The organism is Salinarimonas rosea DSM 21201, assembly GCF_000429045.1.
In the GTDB taxonomy this organism is placed as follows: Bacteria; Pseudomonadota; Alphaproteobacteria; order Rhizobiales; family Beijerinckiaceae; genus Salinarimonas; species Salinarimonas rosea.
The window spans coordinates 98,224-119,804 of record NZ_AUBC01000019.1 but is presented as its reverse complement, the minus strand read 5'-3'; the positions used below and the strand labels follow the sequence as shown (position 1 = coordinate 119,804).

The window sequence follows — 21,581 nt, the reverse complement described above, 5'->3', positions numbered from 1 at the left end:
GCCGAGGTCGCGCAGACCGCCGCGCGCGACGAGGCCGCGCGGGAGGCCGCGGCTCGAAGCACGGCCCGGGACGAAGCCGAGGCCCGCCTCGCCGAGGTTCGTGCGGAGATCGCCGCTGCCGAGCGCCGGCTCGCCGAGGCGACCCGCGCCGCCGACGCCGCCGCGGCCCGCGCCGCGGGCTCGCGGCCGGCACGAGCCGCGCCGCCCGCGCCAGAGCCGGCCTCGGCGCCCTCGGCGCTGCCGCGCACGGAGACGCGCCCCGACGGCGCACGCGTCATCCGCGTCGTGCCGACGTTCCAGTAGGGCGCCACCCGGACCGCGAGCGGCCGAACGCGAGCGGCCCTCCGGCCGTTTCCCCGCCGTCCAGACGCAGCGGAGGAACGGCATGAACGCGATCGCGGATCTCTTCGACCTGAGCGGCCAGGCGGCCGTCGTCACCGGCGCGTCGTCCGGCATCGGCGCGGGCATCGCGCGCCTCCTCGGCCGTGCCGGCGCGGACGTCGTCGTGAACTACCGCAGCAGCGAGCACGGCGCCCGCGCCGTGGTGAAGGAGCTCGAGGACGCCGGCGGCCGGGCGATCCCGGTGCAGGCGGACGTCTCGAAGGAGGAGGACGTCGCCCGGCTGTTCGAGGAGGCGCGGCGCGCCTTCGGCACCGTGCACATCCTCGTCGCCAATGCCGGCCTCCAGCGCGACGCGCCCGCCCACGAGATGAGCCTCGAGGACTGGCGCACGGTCATCGACGTGAACCTGACGGGTCAGTACCTCGCCTGTCGCGAGGCGATCCGCGAGTTCCGTCGGCGCGGCATGGTGCCCGAGACCTGCCCGGCGCTGGGCAAGATCGTCTCGATCTCGTCGGTCCACCAGTTCATCCCCTGGGCGGGGCGGGTGAACTACGCGGCCTCGAAGGGCGGGATCATGCTGATGATGCAGTCGCTCGCCCAGGAATACGCCCACGAGAAGATCCGCGTGAACGGCATCGCGCCGGGCGCCGTCAAGACGAACATCAACAAGTCGTCGTGGGAGGACCCGGAGGCCGAGCGCGCGCTCCTCGACCTCGTCCCCTACGGCCGCGTCGGCGAGCCCGACGACATCGCGCAGGCGGCGCTCTGGCTCGCCTGCGACGCGAGTGACTACGTCACCGGCGAGACGATCGTGGTCGACGGCGGGATGGCGCTCTATCCGGGGTTCCGGGAAGGCGGCTGATGCGCCTCTGCGCCCGGCTGCTGGCCGCCGGTGCCGCCCTGGCCGAGCGCGAGGCCCTTGGCCAGGCGCTCGATCCGGTCCGCGGCCTTGACGACGGCGGTCGAGACCTTGTCCTCGCTCGCCTGGCGCCGCTCGTCCGCGCCCGCGAGGGTGGTCCGCAGCTCCGCGACCTGCGCCTCGAGCGCGCCGATGCGACCCTGCGCATCGACGAGCAGGTCGGCGAAGGTGAGCGCCGCCATGACCTGGAGGCGCATGTCCCCGATCTCGCCGAAGGCCTCGCGCATCTCGCCGATCTTGGCGTCGAGCATGGCGGCGAGCCCCTCGAGCCGCGCCTCCTCGCCCTCGCCGCAGGCCATGCGGTAGGTCTTGCCGGCGATGAGGACGGTGATCTGGGGCATGGGGGGACCCTCCGGCGCTGTCGTCACAGATGCGGCGCCACGCCGGCGTCCTCGAGCACGCTGCGCACGGCCGCGAGCGCGCGGCCGACGCGGCCCTCGACGTCCCGCGTCGTCGCCTCGAGCGCCTCGAGCCGAACGCTCGCGCTCTCGAGGTCGACGGCGAGGCGAGCGCGGTCGTCCTGCATGATCTGCAGCTCGGTCTCGAGATCGGCGCGGCTGCGCTCGGCCTCGAGCCGGCGCGCCACGGCCGCCTCGAGCTGGCCGAGCGATGTCTCGAGCCGCTTGAGCGCCTCGTCGAGCGAAACGGCCATGCCAGCGCTCCCCGGAGCTTGCGACAGGAGCCGGAAGCCTAGGGGGCGAATCGAAAAGCGGCAAGCCGGAGCCCGCCGCTTTCCACCGGAATTCGATCCGTGTTCACGGGCCCTTAGGCCCGGTCGCTCAGGCGCGGTGTCAGGCTGCGCGTACGTCCACGCCCTTCACCGGCAGCGAGAAGCGCTCGGCGAGGTGCCAGCGCAGCTCGCGCAGCGACTGGTAGGGATAGGAGCGGTCGATCATGTGGCTGAGGTCGCGCTTGCCGGCCCGGCCGGCGGCGAACAGCTGCGCCACGGTGAAGGTGTCGCCATCGGGGCGACGGTCGATCTGGGGATGAATCTCGAACTGCATGGTGTGTCGTCTTCGTTCTTCTTGCATTGGCTCGGAATCGATGGCGGCCACGTCTGAGGCGCGAACGTGCCATTGCTTGGCGACAGGCGCGTGACGGGTGGTGAGCCGCTCGTATGCCGAGTTGGGGTGCCTGGCGGCGTGAGTGCCGTCGGGGCATCGGTGAACGCCGTGGGGCGGAGGCCGGTTCCGCGTCCTGCGGATCATCGGCACGCGCTCGACGCCTCCCGGCGCCGGCCACGGCACGCGCGTCGGGTCTCGACGTCGCGTCTAGATGAAGATGGCTCCTGCGGCGGGAAATTGCAAGCGTCTCGTGCCTCATCCGGCATGATACGCAGGTGCCGTGCTCACGCTCGCACATCGGCCCGTGCGCCGGACCATTCCGGGTTCGCGGCCCTTGGTGCTTTCCCTTCCGCCCGCGACGCTGCTAGCATCCGCTCCCGTGGCGCGCGCTGCGCGCCCAGGACCGAGAACGAGGGAAGGACGGCGGCATGGATACCGGGACGACGATGCGCGCGGCGAACGACGTGAGGGCGCCCAACGACCTCTCGTCCTGGTGGATGCCCTTCACGGCCAACCGCGCCTTCAAGAGCGCGCCGCGCATGATCACCGGCGCGAAGGACATGCACTACACCACCCCCGACGGCCGGCAGGTGATCGACGGCATCGCCGGCCTGTGGTCCTGCAACGCCGGCCACGCCCGCGACCCGATCGTCGCCGCGATCCAGCGGCAGGCGCAGGAGCTCGACTATTCGCCGGCCTTCCAGTTCGGCCACCCGCACGGCTTCGCGGCGGCCGCGCGCATCGCGCAGATGGCGCCGGGCGACCTCGACCACGTGTTCTTCACCAATTCCGGCTCGGAGGCGATCGACACGGCGCTCAAGATCGCGCTCGCCTACTGGAACATCTCGGGGCAGGGACAGAAGACGCGGCTCATCGGCCGCGAGCGCGGCTATCACGGGGTGGGCTTCGGCGGCATCTCCGTCGGCGGCATCGTCACGAACCGCAAGTTCTTCGGCACGCTGCTCGCCGGCGTCGACCACCTGCCGCACACCTACTCGCGCGAGCACCAGGCCTTCACCAAGGGCGAGCCGGAATGGGGCGCGCACCTCGCCGACGATCTCGAGCGGATCGTCGCTCTCCACGACGCCTCGACCGTCGCGGCCGTCGTGGTCGAGCCGATGGCCGGCTCCACGGGCGTGCTGCCGCCGCCCAAGGGCTACCTGAAGCGCCTGCGCGAGATCTGCGACAAGCACGGCATCCTGCTCGTCTTCGACGAGGTGATCTCGGGCTTCGGCCGCCTCGGCTTCGCCTTCGCCGCGGAGCGGTACGGCGTCGTGCCCGACATGATCACCTTCGCCAAGGCGGTGAACTCGGGCACGGTGCCGATGGGCGGCGTGATCGTGCGCAAGGGCGTGCACGACGCCTTCATGAAGGGCCCCGAGCACGTCATCGAGCTGTTCCACGGCTACACCTATTCCGGCCACCCGCTCGCTTGCGCGGCGGCGCTCGCCACGCTCGACGTCTACCGGGAGGAGAAGCTGTTCGAGCGGGCGCTGGCGCTCGAGCCGGTCTGGGCGGACGCGATGATGTCCCTGAAGGACCTGCCGAACGTCCTCGACATCCGCACTGTCGGCCTCGTCGGCGCGATCGACCTCGCCTCGCGGCCGGACGGCGTCGGCAAGCGCGCCTTCGAGGCGATGGATCTCGCCTTCCGCGAGCACGACATCGTCATCCGCATCACGGCGGACACGATCGCCCTGACCCCGCCGCTGATCATCACCGAGGACCAGATCGGCGAGATCGTCGACAAGGTCGGGCGCGTCATCCGCGCCGTGGCGTGAGGCGCCGGCGCCCGTGCTGATGCGCCGCGCCCGGGCCCAGGTCCTCGCCGTCGACCTGCAGGAGCGTCTGCTGCCGGCGCTCCCCCGCAGCGCGGATGCGTTGGCGCGCGCCGAGATCGTCCTGCGGGCGGCGGGCCTGCTCGGCATTCCCGTCGCCGCGTGCGCGCACTACCCGAAGGGGCTCGGAGGGCTCGCGGCGCCGATCCGCGCAGCGCTGCCCGAGGGGGCGCCGGTCTTCGAGAAGATCACGTTCAGCGCCGCCGCGGACCCCGCCATCGCCGGCTGGCTCGACGCCAACCGGGCGGACGGGCGCGACCAGGTGGTGCTCGTCGGGGCGGAGGCGCATGTCTGCGTCCTGCAGACGGCGCTCGACCTGATCGCGCGTGGCTTCTCGGTTTTCGTCGTCGCCGACGCCGTCGCCAGTCGCGCGGAGGCGAGCCTGCACGCGGCCACCGCACGCCTGCTGCATGCCGGAGGTCACTGGCCGACGAGCGAGATGGCGGCGTTCGAATGGGCGGAGCGGGGGGACGATCCGGCGTTCAGGGACGTGCTGGCGCTGGTGAAGTGAGCGAGGCCACGCAGCGCTTGCCGTACGGGTGCCACGTGATACCGTGCCGTCGGAGGATTGCCATGACCGACGCGTCGCCGATCCTGGTCAGCCGGAATCACAAGGCCTTCGTCGAGAAGCTGGTCGAGACCGGCCAGTTCGGCAGCGCTCAGGATGTCCTGGAGAGCGCTCTCGATCTGCTCCGCGAGCACGTCGAGGAGACGTCGTGGAGCCGGGCCGAGCTTCGGCGTGTTCTGCTCGAACGCCTGGAGGGACCATTCGTCTCGGCCGAAGAGATGGATGATCTGATCACCGACATGATCGCGCGGGAGCACGGCGCGAATGAACCGTAGGGTTCGCTACTCGCGTTCCGCCCTGACAGATTTCCAGATCGTCTATAGACATCTCTTCAGAAGCTACCGGCAGTTTGGTGAGACTGCGGAAGAAGCACGTGCTCGTGCTACGCGCCGGATCGAGAAAATACGAGAGATTGCGGACAGCCTCGGCCAGAGGCCCTATCGCGGGCGTCGCGACGACGACCTGTTTCCGGGCCTGCGCCATTTCACAGCCGACAGAGCGGTTGTCTACTTCAAGCTCGACGAGGACGATCATGCCGTCCTCGTTCTCGGGGTCTTCTTCGGCGCGGAGAACCACAAGCCGAAGATGGCACGACGTCTGCTGCCGAAGTGACCTCACCGCGGTCCGGTCTGGCTCGCCCCGCTCGGGTCCTCGCCGGAGGAGGCGACGTATCCCTTGAGCTCCTCGATGGAGCCGAAGACGAGCCGGCCGTCCGGGGTCTCGGCCTCGATCGAGCCGTCGGAATACATGACGTAGCGGTTCGCGCCCGAGACGTGCGTGCCGACCACGTGCGGGGGCTCGGGCGGCGCGGCGCCGGCCTGCGCCGGGGTCTCGCCGATCTCGGCCTCCTCGGCGCGCGGGGCGTCGGCCGGGGCGGCCTCGTCCGCGGCCTCGGAGAGAGCGTGGCTCGGCGTGCGCGGGGGCGTGGGCTCGCCGACCGCCCGCGCGACGGCATCGAGCGCGGTCTCCTCCGGCCGGGGCTCGCCCTCGGGCTCCGGGATCTCGTCGGGCTCCGGGATCTCGTCGGTCGGCGGGATCTCGTCGATTTCCGGGGTCTCGTGGCCCGCCGCAGGCTCGACCGACCGCGCCTCGGCGAGGGGCGGGACCGAGGGCGCGCTCGCCTCGAACCGGCGGGTCAGCGCCTCCGCCTCGGCGGCGATCCGGCTCGGCTGGCGGGGTGCCAGGACCGGCTCCTCGATGCCGGCGACCGCGACCGCGGAGACCGGCTCCTCTTCCTCCAACTCCTCGTCCTCGAGCGCCTCCGGCGTGCGCTCCGGGAGGGGCTCGACGACGCCCTCGGGCTGCGCGTCCGCCGCTGCCTCGGGCTCCCCAACGGGAGGCGCCGGCGGCGCATCGGCGGGGCGCGTGTCACCCCGCAGGTCTTCGACCGACGGCTCCTCGCCGGGGTGCTCCTCCGCCGGCCCGAGATCGAGCGGCGGCAGCCCGGCCTCCGGCTCCGGCGGCGCTGTCTCCGCCGAGGGCGCGACCGTCTCCGCGGCGACGCCGCCGATGCCGAGCGCCGCGAGCGGCGCCGGCCCGGCGGGCGCGGCCGGCACCCTGGGCGGCAGCTTCGGCTCGATCTCCCGGCTGGGCGGCGGCGGCTCCGCGAACGGCGCTGGCTCGGCCGTGTCCGAGGCGGTCGCGGCGGGGCGGCGGGGCATGGGTGCGGGCGTAGGCCGGCTCGCGCGCACGGTTTCGGCGAGCGTATCGAGCCGCGTCGCGAGCGCCCGCGCCGCCGCCGCGACGCCGCCCAGCACGAGCCCGCCGGTGGCGAGCGTCGCCCCCGCGATCACCATCGACCATCCGCGCTCGAGCAGCAGGATCTCCCAGCCGGCGAGGATCGCGAAGGCGCCTCCCGCGACCATGACGACGGCGAGGGCGTAGAGGACTGCGAACATGGGTTCCCTTCGAGACTCGTGGCATGGGCCGCGCGGCGCCGCCACGGTATGTCGAACGGACGCCGTTGCCAATCGAGCAGGATCGACCGGGCGCACGATCGGTTCCATGCCACGCACGCCTTCGAGACCTCCGACCGGCACCAGTGCGGCTCAATCCTGCCGGAAGGCCCGCGCGAGATGGTCCCCCAGCGGCTTCGTCAGGTGCGAGAGCAGCGTGCGTTCCGAGGTTCGCACGAAGGCCTCGACCGGCATGCCCGGGACGAGCGTCCGGCTTCCGAGGCTCCGCGCCGCCTCGGCGGAGAGTACGACGCGACCCTGGTAGTGCGCGACGCCGTCCGTGACGACGAGATCGGGTGAGACCCGCTCGAGCACGCCCGCGACCTCGGGCGTGGTGCGCTGGTCGAAGGCGGAGAAGCGCAGGAGCGCGGCCCGGCCCGCCACGAGCTGGTCGATGTCCTGCGGCGCGATCCGCAGCTCGACGGCCAGCGGCCCGTCGTCGGGTACGATCTCCAGCAGCGTCGCGCCCGGCGCGACGACGGCGCCGGCGCCGCGCACGGCGAGCGCGTGCACGATCCCGCTCGCCGGCGCGCGGATGTCGACGCGGGCGAGCACGGCACGGGCTGCGGTGCGCCGCTCGATCAACCCGGCGAGCTCGCCCTCGATCGCGCGGATCTCGTCGGCCGCCTCGCTGCGGCGGGCCTGGTCGAGGCCGAGGATCTGCAGCCGCGTCTCCGCGATCCTCCCGCCGACCTGGGCCACCGCCGCGAGGAAGCGGCCGCGGTCGCCCTCGAGCCGCGTCAGGTCGCGCTCGAGCGCGGTCACGCGCGTCGTCGGCACGAGCGCCTTCTCGAACAGCGTCCGCACGCCGGCGAGCTCGGCGCCGACCAGCGCCGCCTCGTCCGCCTTCGCTTGCGCCTGCAGGAGCAGGCCCGCGCGCTCCTCCTCGGATTGCCGCACGCGCTCCTCGAGCTGCGCCACCTGCCCGCTGCGGGTCTCTTCGCGCAGCCGGAAGAGGCGCGTCTCGGCGGCGAGCTGCGCGGCGTCGACCCCTTCGATCGCAGCCGGCAGCGTGTCCGACCCGTCGCGCTCGGCCTCGAGCCGCGCCTTGCGCGCGGCGAGCGTGGCGATGCGGGCGTCGATCACCGCGAGATCGGCCCGCGTCTGGGTCCCGTCCAGGCGCATCAGCACGGCGCCGGCGGCGACGCGGGCGCCGTCGCGCACGCGGATCTCGCCCACGATCCCGCCGGTCGGGTGCTGCACCGGCGAGGGCGCGCTCTCGACCACGACCCGGCCCGGCGCCACGACGGCCCCGGAGATCGCGGCCGTCGCCGAGAAGGCGCCGAGGCCGCCGAGCACGAGCGCGATCGCGGCGAGGCCGGCGAGGACGGGGCCCCGCAGGGCGAGGGAGGGCTGTCGGGTCCTGGTCATGTCGGTTTCCTCTCGCGGGACGTCAGCGGGTGCCGTCGGCGACGACTTCGAGGCTCGGGCGCGGCGCGCGCCGCGGCGGGGCGATGCGGGCGAGGACGTCGGCCTTCGGGCCGTAGGCGGCGATGCGCCCGCCGACCATGGCGGCGAGCGTGTCGACGCCGGCGAGCGCCGAGAGGGCGTGGGCGATGATCACGACGATGCCGCCGCGCGCCCGTACGCCGGCGATCGCGCGCGCCAGCGCGGCCTCGCCCTCCGCGTCGAGGCTGGCGTTCGGCTCGTCGAGCACGACGAGGAAGGGCTCGCCGTAGAGCGCGCGGGCGAGCGCGAGGCGTTGGCGCTGCCCGCCGGAGAGCGCCATGCCGCCCTCGCCGACGCGCGTCTCGTAGCCCTGCGGCAGCCGCAGCACGAGCTCGTGCACGTCCGCCGCGCGGGCGGCGGCGACGATCGCCTCGGCCGGGGCCTGCGGGTCGAAGCGCGAGATCGTCTGCGCCACGGTGCCCTCGACGAGGCTCGGGTCCTGCGGCAGCCAGCCGACGTGGCGGCCGAGCGTCTCGGGCGCGTAGCGCTCGAGCGGCGCGCCGTCGAGGCGCACGGCGCCCTGCTGCGCCGGCCACACGCCGACCAGCGCACGGGCGAGGCTCGACTTGCCCGATCCCGACGGGCCGACGATGCCGAGCGCATCGCCGGCGCGCAGGACGAAGCTCGCGCCGACGAGGACGGTGCGCCGGTCGCCGGGCGTGGCGACGGCGAGGTCCTCGACGCGCAGCTCCGTGCGCGGGGCGGGCAGCGCCAGCGGCTGCGGGGGCGCGGGCAGGGCCGCATCGAGGTCGCCGAGCCGGCGCCAGGCGCCGCGGGCCTGATTGAACCCGCGCCAATGCGCGATCGCCTGCTCCACCGGCGCGAGCGCCCGCGAGGCGAGGACCGAGGCGGCGATGATCAGCCCGGCGCTCAGCTCGCCGGCGACGACGAGATACGCGCCGACACCGAGCACAGCGGACTGCAGCACGAGGCGCAGCGCCCGCGAGACGGCACCGAGCCCGCCGACGATGTCCGACCCGCGCTGCTGCGCCGCGACGGCGGCCGTGTGCGCCTCGTTCCAGATGTCGCCGATGCGCGCGGCGAGGCCCATGCCGGCGAGGCTCTCCGCGTTGCGGCGGCCCGCCTCGGCGATGCGGTCGCGGTGCGCGCCGGCCTCGAGCGCGGCGGCGCCGGGACCGCGGCTGGCGCGCTCGGCGAGGAGCGCGAGGCCGATCAGCAGGCCCGCCCCCGCCGCCGTGGTCCAGCCGATCGTCGGGTGGATCGCGAAGGCGACGACGAGGTAGACCGGCAGCCAGGGCAGGTCGAGGAAGGCCGTGGGCCCCGGGCCCGCCAGGAAGGAGCGCACGAGGTCGAGGTCGCGCAGCGGCGCGCGGGCGTCGGCCCCCGGCGCGGCGAGCGGCAGGCGCACGCTGAAGCCGAAGGCGCGCTCGGCCATCCCCGCGTCGATCCGCGCGCCGATCCGCGCCAGGAGCCGTCCGCGCACCACGTCGAGGACGCCGAGCAGGCCGAACAGCGCGAGCGCGATGACGGAGAGCGCGACGAGCGTCTCCACGGAACGGCTCGGCAGCACCCGGTCGTAGACCTCGAGCATGTAGAGCGCGCCGGTGAGCATCAGGATGTTGATCACCGCGCTGAACAGCGCCACGGCGAGGACGCCCCCGCGGGCGGCAGCGGCGGGGGAAGGCTGAGTCGCGTCTCGGCGCATCGGAGGGTCCTCGGAGCAGGCGGGGCGCGCGGGAAGCGGCGCGGATGCTGCTTTGTCGTGGCGGCGGGCGAAACGGTTCGCGCCAGCGCCGAACGAAGAACGCGCGCGGCCGGGTGGCCGCGCGCGCCGTCCGGTTCGCGATGGATCAGAGCAGCAGGCCGCCCTGCGGCTCGAGCGGAAGCACGCCGCCGCCGAGCCCGCCGAAATCGAAGCCGCCGGGCGCGTCGTCGCCGAGGCCCGTCGTCTCGACCTGGAAGATCGAGCCGTCGACGATCGCCTGCGACAGCGCGTCGGCGTCGACCCCTTCGAGGTAGGCGATCACCTTCAGGCCGCCATGCGCCGTGTGGCCCAGGAGAGCGGCTCCGAGATCGCCCGCGTCGATCGCCCCGAGTACCGATGTGATCGGGCCGGCGGCGAGGAAGCCCGGCAGGAAGGAGAGCTTGTCCTGCGCGAGCGAGAAGTCCGCGATCGTGTCGGTGCCGCCGTCGCCGACGCCCCAGACGAAGGTGTCGGCATGCGCCCCGCCCCGCAGGTCGTCGTTGCCGTCGCCGCCGCGGATCGTGTCCGCGCCGCGACCGCCCCTGATCGCGTCCGCGCCCTCGTCTCCGTTCAGCGTGTCGTTGCCGTCGTTGCCGAAGATCGTGTCGTTGCCGTACCCGCCGAGGACGGTGTCGTTGCCATTGCCGCCCCGCAGGCTGTCGTGCCCCGATCCGCCGTCGACGATATCGTCGCCGTCGCCGGCGAGGACGAAATCGTTGCCGCCGTTGCCGAGGACGACGTCGTTCCCGCCGTTCGACCGGATGTCGTTGGCGACGTCGCTGCCGATGATCGACTGGGCGTCGTTCCCGGTGGTGAGGTTCTCGAACCCGCTGATCGTATCGAAGCCGTCGGGCCGGTCCACCCAGCCGTGATACAGGCTGACGGAGTCGACGGGCCCCGTGATCACGAGCCGGTCGACCCCCGTGCCGCCGTGGAGCGTATTGTCGCCGGCGCCCGCGAGGTGAACCGTGTCGTCGTCGCCGTCGGCCCAGACCGTGTCGTTGCCCGAGCCGACATGGATCGTGTCGTTGCCCGCGCCGCCGAAAACGAGGTCGTCGCCCGAGCCGGCGATGATGGTGTCGTCGCCGTCCTGCCCGAGGATGTCGTCGCTGCCGCTGCCGCCGGTGATCAGGTCGTTCCCGGCGCCGCCGAGAATGGCGTCGTCTCCCTGGCCGCCGTGGAGCAGGTCGTCGTCGTCCCCGCCGTCGATGTAGTCGTCGTCGTCGCCGCCGAGGATCAGGTCCTCGCCGCCGTAGCCGAACATCTCGTCGTCGCCGTCGCCGCCGTGCATCTCGTTGGCGACATGGTTGCCGCTGAAGATGTCGTCGTGATCGGTTCCGATCACGGCCTCGATCGAGATCAGGTCGTCATGGCTGCGGACGAGCGAGCCCGGCGGCGCCCAGATCGGGGCGAGCTCCTGCACGGTCCCGAAGAGGAAGTCGACCACCACCCGGCCGACGGCCTGCGAGTAGTCGACCGTGTCGTGGCCTTCGCCGCCGTCGATGGTGATGTCGTCGTTGCCGCTCATGTCGCCGGTCCGGTCGCGGACGATCAGGTCGTCGCCACCGTACGCGGCGACGCCGATGAAATTCTCCGGGATCGTCGCGGCCGTGGCGGTCAGGATGTCGGCGTACTCCGTGCCGGAGATGATCGCGAGCTGCTGCGTCGGCTCCCCGCTCATCGGGTCCCGCTCGCCGACGAGCGCGCCGAAGGGCTCCGGCGCCCGCGGCGCGCCGCCGGCGTCCGCGCCGCGATACGGGGCCGCGAGGCCGTCCGGCGCCGCCGGCAGCACCATGCCGGAGCGCTGCGTGCTCGCGAGCGGGGCGGCGGGAGAGGACGGGCGGGCATCGTGCGCGCCGTCTTCCAGGGGCTCCACGAGGTCCTCGAGGAGGAGCGATCGAATCGTCATGATGGTCTCCGGACGTGAGCTGTACCGACATCTCGCCGGCAGGACTTCGTCGTGCGGAGATCGAAAAAGGTTTGCACCGCGCCCGCGCGGCGGGGCGAAACGGCGTCCTCGTGCGTTATTCGCGTGCCGGCGTGCCGCGCCGGCGGTTGCCGGACGGCGGCGCGAGGCTTAGTTCTGTGGCGCCGCGCGCACCTGCGCGCACCGAGACGAACGGCCCAGGAGAGGTATCATGTCCTTCGAGCTTCCCCCCCTGCCTTACGCCTACGACGCGCTCTCGCCCTACATGTCGGCCGAGACGCTCGAATTCCACCACGACAAGCACCACAATGCCTACGTGACGAAGGGCAACGAGCTGCTGGAAGGGTCGGAGCTCGCCGGCAAGTCGCTCGAGGAGATCGTCAAGGGTTCCTACGGCACGAACCAGGCGCTGTTCAACAACGCCGGCCAGCACTACAACCACCTCCACTTCTGGAGCTGGATGAAGCCGAACGGCGGCGGCGCCATCCCGGGCGCGCTGGAGAAGAAGATCGTCGAGGACCTCGGCGGCGTCGAGAAGATGAAGCAGGACTTCGTCGCGGCGGGCGTCGGCCAGTTCGGTTCCGGCTGGTGCTGGGTCGCGGTGAAGGACGGCAAGCTCGCCATCATGAAGACGCCCAACGGCGAGAGCCCGCTCGTCCACGGCGCGACGCCGATCCTCGGCTGCGACGTGTGGGAGCACTCCTACTACATCGACTACCGCAACCGCCGGCCGGACTACATCAAGGCCTTCCTCGACCACCTGGTGAACTGGGAATACGTCGAGAAGCTCTACAACGAGGCGGCCTGATCGCCGCGCTCTCCGGCACGGAGCCTCGAACGGGACCCCTCGCGGGGTCCCGTTCTCGTTTCAGCTCGCGTAGATGGCGAGCAGGATGGGCAGCGTCACCAGCGTGACGATCAGGGAGGCGATGATCGCGACCGACGTCTCGTCCTCGAAATGCCGGTACTTCGAGGCGAAGACGAACACGCCGGCGCCGATCGGCTGTGCCGCCATGATCAGCGCGGCCACGAACCAGAGGTCCGTCGGGTCCATCCCCAGCAGGTAGATCGCCACCGCGAAGGTGACGAGCGGCTGGATCACGACCTTGATGACGATGAGCGGCAGGATGCGCGCGATCCGCCGCCCGTCGAGCAGCGCCGAGGCGTCGAGCTGGGCGAGGCCGAGCCCGAGCGCGAAGAGTGCCGTGGGGCCCGCAGCGGCGCCGAGGAAGTCGGCGAAGCGCGCGAGGGAGGCGGGCAGGGCGACGCCGGCGACGCTGACGACGACGCCCGCCACGACCGCCACGGTGAGCGGGTTCGTGAGCGTCGCCTTGAGCGCGCCCGCGACCGCCGCTGCGCCGCCCGCGCCACCGTCGGCGCGGCGCGACAGCAGGTCGTTGAGCAGGATCACCGTCATGATCACCGGCACATTGTGGAGGATCGTCGCGATGGCGGCCGGCACCGCCGCGCCGGTGCCGAGCGCGGTGATCAGGATCGGCACCCCCATGTACCCGGTCGTGCCGTAGGAGGCCGCCATGGCGGGGATCGTCGCCTGCGGCATCGCCGTGCCGCCGAGCCGCGCCGCGAGCACGCCGAGCACGAAGGCGGCGGCGATGCCCGCGAGCGTCGCGCCCATGAAGCTCCATTGCTGCAGCTCCGCGGGGTCCGCCCGCGCCACGGCGACGAACAGCAGCGCCGGCAGGGCGCCGTAGAGGACGTACTCGTTGAGGAGCCGCGTCCCCGCCTTGTCGACGCCCCGCCACAGGGCGAAGAGGTATCCCGCCAGGATCACCGCGAAGATGGGCGCCACGATCTGGAGCATCGCCGACACGACCTTTCTCGGGGGATCGGCAACGCGCCGATCCCGATCATCGATTGGCGAGGGCCGTCAACCGGCCAATGCCTTGGCGCGGGCGATCGCCACGTCCTCGAACATCACGTCCGCGCCGTAGAGCGCCTCGATGCCGTCCACCAGCGTCTCGTAGGCCCGGCGCTTGGCGACGTAGGCGGCGTCGAGCTCCGCGTGCAGCGCCGCGCGCAGCGGCTCGAGGCCGTTGCTCTCGTCCGGCGCCGGGCGGCCCGCCGCGCGCAGCACGGCGCGCAGTGTCTGGTCGTGGGTGCCGACGTCGGTGAGGAACTTGCGCGCGCGCCGCTCCGAGCCGAGGTAGTCGGGGATGTTCGCCACGCCGAGGTTCTCCCAGTTCACGATGCGCCCCGTCATAGCCCGGTAGACGTTGGGCACGACGAGGAACGTGTCCTCGGCGGCGTAGCCCGTCTCGCGCGCGGCGTCGGGATCGATGCCGATGCCGCGGATGGTGATGTTCTTCTCGGCGAAGATCGCGAGCAGGACCTCGATCGCGGGCAGGCCCGAGCGGTTGCCGAAGCCCGAGAAGCCGCCCTCGATCAGGTCGAAGCCGTTGTAGATCGAGGCCAGCGCGTTCTGCAGCCCGAGCCCCTTGTCGTTGTGGGCGTGGACGCAGAAGTGCACCTGCGGGTAGTCGTGCACCAGGTTCGCGGCGAGCACCGCCATCGTCTCCGGGTAGCAGACGCCCAGCGAATCGTTGATGCGCACCGTGTCGATGCCGAGTGCCAGCGACCGATCGATCTGGCCGACGATGTGGGCGTAGGCCGTCTCGTCGACGCCCCGTGCGAAGTTGTTGATCAGGCTGACGCGGAAGTGCCGGAAGCCGAGCCCACGGAATCGCTCGTGCACGCGCTCGAACAGCCGCTCGTCGGAGCGGTGGTCGACCATGCCGTAGCTGATGCAGACATGGTCCTTGAGGGCGTCGGGGAAGCGGGTGAACCGCTCGAACAGCGGCTCCCAGCAATTGAGCAGCAGGATGAAGGCGAGCCGTACGCCCTCGGCGGCGCCGTCGCGCTCGAGCTCGGCGAGCACCGTCGCCATCAGGTCGGGATCGGTCGGCGCGGAGCCGAAGACGAGGTCGCGCACGCCGGTGTCGACGATGCGCCGGGCGAGCGCCGCCTTGCGGTCGGCGGGAACCGAGAAGGGGCAGCGCTCGGCGCCCTCGCGCATGGTCTCGTCGAGGAGGCCGGCGAGCTCGAAGTCGGCGTAGCGGGGAACGTGGCCGGACGGGAAGGAGAGGTTCATGGCATGGCCCTCGCAGTGCGGAATGTTGCACCGCAATATGGGACATGACGGCAACCCTGAGTCAATATAGCTGCCCGCATGTTGTTTCGGCGTTTGGTGCCCACTCCCGCATCAATTGCACATCGTGGCATGATAGGTCTTCGAGTTGCTCGGCGTCAAGTGGCCTCCTCCCGCGCTGCAGCGTCTCCCACGCGGACCGCGCCCGATGCCGCAGGAGCGTGGCGCTTGACCGTGGGGCGCGGGCGTTCGAACCTGTCGCGACGCGGCGCGAGACCGCGGGTGGAGGAGCGGCATGGATCTCGGGGCGCGGCTCGCCGGGCGGCATGTCCTGATCACGGGGGCCTCGAGCGGGCTCGGCGCGCATTTCGCGCGGCTGTGCGCCCGCCACGGCGCCCGGGTGAGCGTCGCCGCACGCCGGCGCGACCGGCTCGCCACCCTCGTCGGCGAGCTGGAGGACGCGGGCGCCGCGGGTGCGGCCGCGCTCGATCTCGACGTGACGGACGCCCACTCGGTCGCCGACTGCTTCGGGGCGCTGTCCGCGCCCCTCGACGTCCTGGTCAACAATGCCGGCGTCAGCGGCCCCGGCGCGGCCATCGACCTGCCGCTCGACACGTTCGACGCGGTGATGGCGACGAACCTGCGCGGACCCTGGCTGATGGCGACCCACGCCGCGCGCGCCTGGCGCGACGGCGGGCGCGGCGGGACGATCGTCACGATCGCCTCGATCGTGGCCGAGCGCGTCGCCGGCGGCGTCGCGCCCTATTGCATCTCCAAGGCCGGCGTGAAGCAGATGAATGCGGCGCTCGCCCTCGAGTGGGCGCGCCACGGCATCCGCGTCAACGCGCTGGCGCCGGGCTACATCGAGACCGAGATCAACGCGGGCTTCTTCGACACGCCGGCGGGGGAGGCGCTCGTCAAGCGCATCCCGATGCGCCGGCTCGGCCGCCCGGAGGACCTCGACGCGGCCTTCCTGCTGCTCGCCACCGACGCCGCGCCGTGGATGACGGGCGCGCTGGTGCCGGTCGACGGCGGGCATCTGGTGTCGGGGCTTTGACGGCGATGGCCGGCCCGAACGCGGAGTGACCATGGACTTCACCATTCCCCCGCTGGTCGAGGACCTGCGCCGGCGCATAGCCGCCTTCGTGGAGCGCGAGCTGATCCCGCTCGAGAGCGATCCCGGCGCCTGGGACGCGCACGAGAACATCGCGCTCCCCGTGCTCGGGGAGATGCGCGCGAAGGCGCGGGCGGAAGGGCTCTGGTGCCTGCAACTGCGGCCGGAGACCGGCGGCGGAGGCCTGACCAAGCAGGGCATGGCGGTCTGCTACGAGGCGATGAACCGCTCGATCTTCGGCCCCGTCGTGTTCAATTCCGCCGCGCCCGACGACGGCACCATGATGCTGCTCGAGAAGGTCGCGACGCCGGAGCAGAAGGCGCGCTGGCTGGCGCCGATCGTCTCGGGCGCGGTCCGCTCCGCCTTCGCCATGACGGAGCCGCATCCCGGAGGGGGCTCGGATCCCGGCATGATCGCGACGCGCGCGGAACGGGTCGCGGGCGGCTGGCGGATCACCGGGCGCAAGTGGTTCATCACCGGCGCCGCCGAGGCGCGCCACTTCGTGCTGATCGCCCGCACGTCGGACGACGCGCGGCGCGGGCTCACCGCCTTCCTGTTCGACGCCGCCCAGCCCGGCTGGGAGATCGTCCGGCGCATCCCGATCATGGGGCCGGAGGAGCACGGCGGGCATTGCGAGCTCGTCTTCGACGGTCTCGTCGTCCCCGACGACGCCGTGCTGATGGGGGTGGGCGACGGGCTCAAGGCGACGCAGATCCGGCTGGGGCCCGCGCGGCTGACCCATTGCATGCGCTGGCTCGGCCTCGCCAGGCGCTGCGTCGAGATCGCCCGCGCCTACGCCGCCGAGCGCGAGGGCTTCGGCGTGCACCTCGCCGACCGGGAGAGCGTGCAGCTGATGCTCGGTGACCTCGCCATGAAGATCGAGGTGGGGCGCCTCCTCGTGATGAAGGCCGCCTGGGCGCTCGATCGCGGCTCCTTCGCCAGGAAGGAGATCTCGATGGCGAAGATCGCCGCGGCGAACCTGCTGCACGAGGCGGCGGACGTCGCCATCCAGATCAACGGCGCGCGGGGCTATTCGAAGGACACCGTGCTCGAGTGGATCTATCGCTACGCCCGCCAGGCGCGCCTCGTCGACGGCGCCGACGAGGTCCACAAGATGGTGCTCAACCGCCACCTGGCGCAGGAGGGCGACGCCTTCTGGCGCTGGGAGGTCGCCGAGGGGGAGGGCGCGCCGTGACCCGGATCCTGCCCCGTGCGCGCTTCACCGCGAACATCGCGCTGCTCTTCCCCGACAGGCCCTTCCTCGAGCGCATCGATGCCGCTGCGGCCTGCGGCTTCGCGCAGGTCGAGTGTCATTTCCCCTACGATCATCCGGTCGAGACGCTCGCCGCGCGCCTCGAGGCGGCGGGCGTGCGGATGACGGGGCTCAACACCCGCCCGGGCGGCCCGGGCGAATGGGGCCGCGCGGCGCTGCCGGGCCGCGAGGAGGCCTTCCGCGCCGATCTCGACGAGGCGCTCGGCTATGCGCGCGGGCTCGGCGTGAAGGGCATCCACGTCATGGCGGGCCATCCCGTTCCGGCGGACCGGGAGGCCGCGCGCGCGACCTATGTCGCGAACCTGCGCGAGGCGGCGGACCGGGCGGCGCCCGACGGGATCACGATCCTGCTGGAGCCGCTCAACGCGTACGACCGGCCCGGCTATCTCGTCTCGCGGGCGGACGAGATCGCCGAGGTCCTGGCCGAGGTCGATCGGGACAACGTGAAGCTCCTGTTCGACTTCTACCACGTGCAGATCGGGGAGGGCGACCTGATCCGCCGCTTTCTCAGGCTCCTCCCGCTCGTCGGCCACGTCCAGGTCGCCGCCGTGCCCGACCGCGGCGAGCCGGACGGGGGCGAGATCGCCTATCGCGCGATCTTCGAGGCGATCGCCGGGAGCGGCTACGAGGGCCTGATCGGCCTCGAGTACAAGCCCCGCGGAGACACGGCGGAGGGGCTCGCCTGGATGGACCGGCTCGGGGTGGGGTGACGCCGGGGCTGGTCGATCGCCCCGGTGAACCGGAAAGCGCCCGCGCCCGACGAAGGAGCGGTCGAGAACGGCAGCGGAGGTGCGCACGCCATGCACATCGAGCCCTTCACCGAGAGCGCGCCGTGGGAGCGCGGCTTCGCGGAGGTCTTCGCGCGTGAGATCGCGCCCCTCCTGCCGAAGCTCGAGCGCGAGCGTCTCGCCATCCTCGGGCGGCGGACGAGACGCCTGCGGATCGTCGGTGCGGTGGCCCTCGCCGGGTTCGGGCTCACGGCCGCGCTGCCGATCGACTGGGACCTGCGGCTCGTACTGGCCGCGTTCGTCGCCTTCGGCGGGCTCGCCGCCGCGATCCTCGTCGCCAGCCTCGGGCAGGACGACTTCGCCGCGCGGGTGAAGGCCGAGCTGATGCCGCACCTCGCCGGCTTCCTCGGACTGCGCTACGATCCCGCCGCCGACGAGCGGCCGGACTTCGCGCCGCTGCGCGAACTCGACCTGCTGCCGCCCTACGATCGTGCGAGCTGGGCGGACGGGGTCGCCGGCCGCCACCGCGACGTCGAGATTCGCGCCTGCGAGCTCGGCCTCAGCGAGCGCCGGCGCGACACCGATTCGGACGGCAAGAGCCGCACGCGGCACGAGACCGTGTTCCAGGGCGTGGTCGCGACGCTCTCGACGCCGCGGCCGGCGCCCGGCGCGATCGTCATCGCGCAGGACAACGGGCGCGTGCTCAACGCGGTAGGCGGGCTCCTCAGGAGCCTGCGCGGCCGGCTCGCGCGGGTCGAGATCGACCACCCGGGCTTCGAGGCCGCCTTCGAGGCGTACGCGCAGGATCCCGCGGCCGCGCGCGCCTGGCTGAACGGCCCCTTTCTCGACGCGCTCGTCGCCGTCGCCGAGGGAGCCGAGCCCGACGGCCGGCGGCGGGGGCTCGGCGGCGCCTTCGTGGGAAATCGCTTCCATCTGGCGGTCGCGGGCCTGCGGCTCGTCTCCGTCGGGCCGGTGGGCGAGAGCCTGGCCGCGATCGAGCCGCACCTGCACCGCAGCCTCGCCGAGATGAGCTTTCCGCTGCGGCTCGTCGACCGCTTCTACGGCGACTCCGAGCCGGGCGCCGGGACGAGGCGCCAGGAGAGCACCTCCATCAGGTCGGCGTAGCTTGGCGACGACAGGGAGTCGGCGGGCCGCCCGTCGGCGAGCTTCCGCACGCATCCGCTCGCGTCCGGTTGGCCCGCGCGCTGCCCCGGCGCTAGCGTGGCGGCTCGATTCGGAGGCGAAGCATGCCCGCGTTCAAGGATCACTTCTCGGGCACCTCCGCGGACTATGCGCGCTGCAGGCCGACCTACCCGCCGGAGCTGGCGCGCATGCTGGCGGACGTGTCGCCCGCGACGGGGCTCGCCCTCGACGTCGGCTGCGGCAGCGGGCAGCTCACCGCGCTTCTCGCCGAGCGGTTCGAGCGGGTGGTGGGCGTCGATGCCAGCGCCGAGCAGATCGCACGCGCGACGGCGCATCCGCGCATCGCCTATCGCTGCGCGCCCGCGGAGGCGACCGGCGTCGCGCCCGGCACGGCCGATCTCGTCGTCGCCGCGCAGGCGGCGCACTGGTTCGCGCTCGACGCCTTCTACGCCGAGGCCCGCCGCGTCGCCCGGCCGGGCGCGGCGATCGCGCTCGTGACCTACGCGACGCTCGACCTGCCGGAGGATGCGGCGGCGGACGCGGTCGTCCGCGATTTCTACGGGAACGTGGCAGGCCCGTACTGGCCGGCGGAGCGCGCCCACGTCGAGGCCGGATACGCGTCGCTGCCCTTCCCGTTCCCGGAGATCGCATACGAGCCGCTCGCGATCCGCGTGCGCTGGCCGCTCGAGGCCTTCCTCGGCTACGTCGCCACCTGGTCCGCCCTCGCCGGGCTGCGCCGCGCCCAGGGAGAGGCGCCGATCGAGGTGTTCCGGGAGCGGCTGGCGCAGGCCTGGGGCGATCCGTCGGAGCCGAAGGCGGTGTGCTGGCCCATCGCGCTGCGGCTCGGTCGCCTGCCGTGAGGACGCATGACAGGCGCGCGCCGCCGCGCTAGAGCGAAGCGCCCGAGGCAGCGCGGACCGACCATGCTCAAGAAGATCGTCTCCGTCGGCGGATGGACCCTGCTCTCGCGCGTGACCGGCTTCGCGCGGGACGTGACGATGGCGGCCGTGCTGGGCGCCGGACCGGTCACCGACGCCTTCGTGGTCGCGCTGCGCCTGCCCAACCATTTCCGCGCCATCTTCGGCGAGGGCGCCTTCAACGCCGCCTTCATCCCGACCTATGCCCAGGCGCGCGCGGCGCGGGGAGACGGGGACGCGCGGATCTTCGCGGGGCGGATCACGGCGCTCGTGCTCGCGGTCCAGCTTCTCGTGCTGGCGGCGGCGCTCGCCTTCATGCCGCAGCTCGTCGGCCTGCTCGCGCCGGGCTTCGTCGACGATCCCGGCCGCTTCGACCTGACGGTGACGCTCACGCGCATCACCTTTCCCTACCTCCTCTTCGTCACGCTGGTGACGCTGCTCTCGGCGGTTCTGAACGCGCACGACCGCTTCGCGGCGGCGGCGGGGGCGCCGATCCTGCTGAACGTCTCCCTCGTCGCGGGGCTGCTGCTCGCGGGCTTCTTCCCGAGCGCCGGTCACGCCGCCGCCTGGGGCGTCGCGGTGGCGGGCGTGCTCGAGCTCCTGCTCGTGTGGTGGGACGCCGCCGCGCGGGGCATCGCCCCGAAGCTCGCCCGCCCGACGCTCGACCCGGATGTCCGCAAGTTCTTCAAGACGCTCGGTCCCGCGCTGGTCGGCTCGGCCGGCGTCCAGATCGCCATGTTCGCCGACACGATCATCGCCTCGCTGCTGCCGGCGGGCGCGGTGTCGTCGCTCTACTACGCCGACCGGCTCTACCAGCTCCCCGTCGGCGTGATCGGCATCGCGGCGGGCACCGTGCTCCTGCCGGAGATGAGCCGGCGCATCGCCGAGGGAGACGTCGCGGGCGCGCACCGCTCGCAGAACCGCGCGGTCGGCCTCGTTCTGGTGCTGGCGCTGCCGGCGGCGGCGGCCTTCGTGGCGGTGCCCGACCTCATCATGTACGCCCTGTTCGGGCGCGGCGCCTTCACGGCGGCCGACGCCGCCGCGGCCGGCGCGGTGCTCGCGGCCTATGCGACGGCGCTCCCCGCGGTCGTGCTGATCCGGGCGGGGCTCGCGAGCTTCCACGCGCGCTCGGACACGGCGACGCCGGTCCTCGCCTCGCTGACGGGCGTCGCGGTCAACGTCGCCTTCAAGATCGTGCTGACCGAGCCCCTCGGCGCACCGGGCCTCGCGGTCGCCACGGCGATCGGCGCCTGGGTGAACGTCGGGCTCCTGTTCGTCCTCGCGCGACGCCGGCGCTGGACGGCGCCGGACGCCATGCTCGGCAAGACCGTGGCGGTGAGCCTCGCCGGCGCGCTCGCGCTCGCGGGCGCGGTCCTGGCGCTGCGCGAGCCCGCCGGCACGCTGGCCGCACGACTTCCGTCGCTCGAGGCGGAGACGCACCTCCTCCTCCTCGCCGGCGCGGGCGCGCTCGTCTACGGCGCGCTCGTGCTCGTGGGCCTCAAGCTCGCCCGCGTCCGGCTCGCGCGGCGCTGA

At 72.9% G+C, this 21,581-nt stretch carries 21 protein-coding genes and 1 pseudogene; 13 read left to right on the top strand and 9 right to left on the bottom strand.

Translation table 11 applies throughout. The features are described 5' to 3' along the window. Together G407_RS32165 and G407_RS0115920 are read left to right on the top strand one after the other, a co-directional pair. Window positions 1-303, top strand: a pseudogene (locus tag G407_RS32165) (hypothetical protein); the annotation flags it as partial. Window positions 304-385: 82 nt separating this feature from the next. Then, a complete protein-coding gene (locus G407_RS0115920) occupies window positions 386-1,204 on the top strand; it encodes an SDR family oxidoreductase (RefSeq protein WP_029031618.1) in 819 nt (272 codons plus the stop codon). Here the strand turns inward: G407_RS0115920 and G407_RS28095 are convergent. From G407_RS28095 to G407_RS0115905, 3 genes are all read right to left on the bottom strand, one after another. After that, window positions 1,177-1,602: a cell division protein ZapA gene (locus G407_RS28095; RefSeq protein ID WP_052341449.1), complete on the bottom strand. Its 426-nt coding sequence runs from the start codon at window positions 1,600-1,602 to the stop codon at window positions 1,177-1,179. The genes G407_RS0115920 and G407_RS28095 overlap by 28 nt on opposite strands. Window positions 1,603-1,625: 23 nt before the next feature. After that, window positions 1,626-1,913, bottom strand: coding sequence for a DUF4164 domain-containing protein (locus G407_RS0115910; RefSeq protein ID WP_052341448.1), 288 nt, complete (start codon window positions 1,911-1,913; stop codon window positions 1,626-1,628). A 139-nt stretch (window positions 1,914-2,052) separates the two neighbouring features. Next, a complete protein-coding gene (locus G407_RS0115905) occupies window positions 2,053-2,265 on the bottom strand; it encodes a hypothetical protein (RefSeq protein ID WP_029031616.1) in 213 nt (70 codons plus the stop codon). 488 nt (window positions 2,266-2,753) lie between these two features. On the opposite strand from G407_RS0115905, the gene aptA reads away from it, so the two are divergent. The 4 genes from aptA to G407_RS0115885 all read left to right on the top strand — a co-directional run bounded on the left by aptA (window position 2,754) and on the right by G407_RS0115885 (window position 5,343). Further along, on the top strand, window positions 2,754-4,106 hold the full coding sequence (gene aptA / locus G407_RS0115900; protein ID WP_052341447.1) for an omega-aminotransferase AptA: 1,353 nt from the start codon (window positions 2,754-2,756) through the stop codon (window positions 4,104-4,106). Between the two features lie 19 nt (window positions 4,107-4,125). Beyond that, window positions 4,126-4,674 (top strand): isochorismatase family protein, encoded by a 549-nt coding sequence (locus G407_RS0115895; RefSeq protein ID WP_245259102.1) that lies wholly within the window; start codon window positions 4,126-4,128, stop codon window positions 4,672-4,674. Between the two features lie 62 nt (window positions 4,675-4,736). Next, window positions 4,737-5,006, top strand: coding sequence for a ribbon-helix-helix domain-containing protein (locus G407_RS0115890; RefSeq protein WP_029031613.1), 270 nt, complete (start codon window positions 4,737-4,739; stop codon window positions 5,004-5,006). Then, the gene (locus G407_RS0115885; RefSeq protein ID WP_029031612.1) at window positions 4,996-5,343 is read left to right on the top strand and encodes a type II toxin-antitoxin system RelE/ParE family toxin; all 348 of its coding nucleotides are present in this window, start codon (window positions 4,996-4,998) and stop codon (window positions 5,341-5,343) included. Before G407_RS0115890 ends, G407_RS0115885 begins: the two co-directional genes overlap by 11 nt. A gap of 2 nt (window positions 5,344-5,345) precedes the next feature. Here G407_RS0115885 and G407_RS0115880 read toward each other — a convergent pair whose 3' ends face one another. From G407_RS0115880 to G407_RS30590, 4 genes are all read right to left on the bottom strand, one after another. Continuing rightward, complete coding sequence (locus G407_RS0115880) at window positions 5,346-6,629, bottom strand: hypothetical protein (protein ID WP_029031611.1); 1,284 nt, start codon at window positions 6,627-6,629, stop codon at window positions 5,346-5,348. 150 nt (window positions 6,630-6,779) lie between these two features. Continuing rightward, window positions 6,780-8,057, bottom strand: coding sequence for an HlyD family type I secretion periplasmic adaptor subunit (locus tag G407_RS0115875; RefSeq protein ID WP_029031610.1), 1,278 nt, complete (start codon window positions 8,055-8,057; stop codon window positions 6,780-6,782). A 22-nt stretch (window positions 8,058-8,079) separates the two neighbouring features. After that, the gene (locus tag G407_RS0115870) at window positions 8,080-9,801 is read right to left on the bottom strand and encodes a type I secretion system permease/ATPase (RefSeq protein ID WP_029031609.1); all 1,722 of its coding nucleotides are present in this window, start codon (window positions 9,799-9,801) and stop codon (window positions 8,080-8,082) included. A gap of 145 nt (window positions 9,802-9,946) precedes the next feature. After that, window positions 9,947-11,749: a calcium-binding protein gene (locus G407_RS30590; protein ID WP_052341446.1), complete on the bottom strand. Its 1,803-nt coding sequence runs from the start codon at window positions 11,747-11,749 to the stop codon at window positions 9,947-9,949. 229 nt (window positions 11,750-11,978) lie between these two features. Between G407_RS30590 and G407_RS0115860 the strand changes: the two genes are divergently transcribed. Then, window positions 11,979-12,575 carry a superoxide dismutase gene (locus G407_RS0115860; RefSeq protein WP_029031608.1) on the top strand — a complete coding sequence of 199 codons (597 nt, stop codon included), beginning with the start codon at window positions 11,979-11,981 and terminating at the stop codon, window positions 12,573-12,575. 60 nt (window positions 12,576-12,635) lie between these two features. Here the strand turns inward: G407_RS0115860 and G407_RS0115855 are convergent, their stop codons facing one another. Both G407_RS0115855 and G407_RS28085 read right to left on the bottom strand, forming a co-directional pair. Further along, window positions 12,636-13,589 carry an AEC family transporter gene (locus G407_RS0115855; RefSeq protein WP_029031607.1) on the bottom strand — a complete coding sequence of 318 codons (954 nt, stop codon included), beginning with the start codon at window positions 13,587-13,589 and terminating at the stop codon, window positions 12,636-12,638. A 66-nt stretch (window positions 13,590-13,655) separates the two neighbouring features. Then, on the bottom strand, window positions 13,656-14,876 hold the full coding sequence (locus G407_RS28085) for a beta/alpha barrel domain-containing protein (protein WP_052341445.1): 1,221 nt from the start codon (window positions 14,874-14,876) through the stop codon (window positions 13,656-13,658). 292 nt (window positions 14,877-15,168) lie between these two features. Between G407_RS28085 and G407_RS0115845 the strand changes: the two genes are divergently transcribed. The 6 genes from G407_RS0115845 (at window position 15,169) to murJ (ending at window position 21,581) form a co-directional block, all read left to right on the top strand. After that, entirely contained in the window at window positions 15,169-15,930 is a 762-nt protein-coding gene (locus G407_RS0115845; protein WP_029031606.1) for an SDR family NAD(P)-dependent oxidoreductase, read from the top strand. A gap of 31 nt (window positions 15,931-15,961) precedes the next feature. Beyond that, complete coding sequence (locus G407_RS0115840) at window positions 15,962-17,182, top strand: acyl-CoA dehydrogenase family protein (protein ID WP_029031605.1); 1,221 nt, start codon at window positions 15,962-15,964, stop codon at window positions 17,180-17,182. After that, a complete protein-coding gene (locus tag G407_RS0115835; RefSeq protein WP_029031604.1) occupies window positions 17,179-17,970 on the top strand; it encodes a hydroxypyruvate isomerase family protein in 792 nt (263 codons plus the stop codon). The genes G407_RS0115840 and G407_RS0115835 overlap by 4 nt, the downstream gene beginning before the upstream one ends. Before the next feature lie 90 nt (window positions 17,971-18,060). Next, window positions 18,061-19,113, top strand: coding sequence for a DUF3137 domain-containing protein (locus tag G407_RS0115830; RefSeq protein WP_029031603.1), 1,053 nt, complete (start codon window positions 18,061-18,063; stop codon window positions 19,111-19,113). A 122-nt stretch (window positions 19,114-19,235) separates the two neighbouring features. Beyond that, on the top strand, window positions 19,236-19,991 hold the full coding sequence (locus G407_RS0115825; RefSeq protein WP_029031602.1) for a class I SAM-dependent methyltransferase: 756 nt from the start codon (window positions 19,236-19,238) through the stop codon (window positions 19,989-19,991). Between the two features lie 63 nt (window positions 19,992-20,054). Further along, window positions 20,055-21,581 (top strand): murein biosynthesis integral membrane protein MurJ, encoded by a 1,527-nt coding sequence (gene murJ, locus G407_RS0115820; RefSeq protein ID WP_029031601.1) that lies wholly within the window; start codon window positions 20,055-20,057, stop codon window positions 21,579-21,581.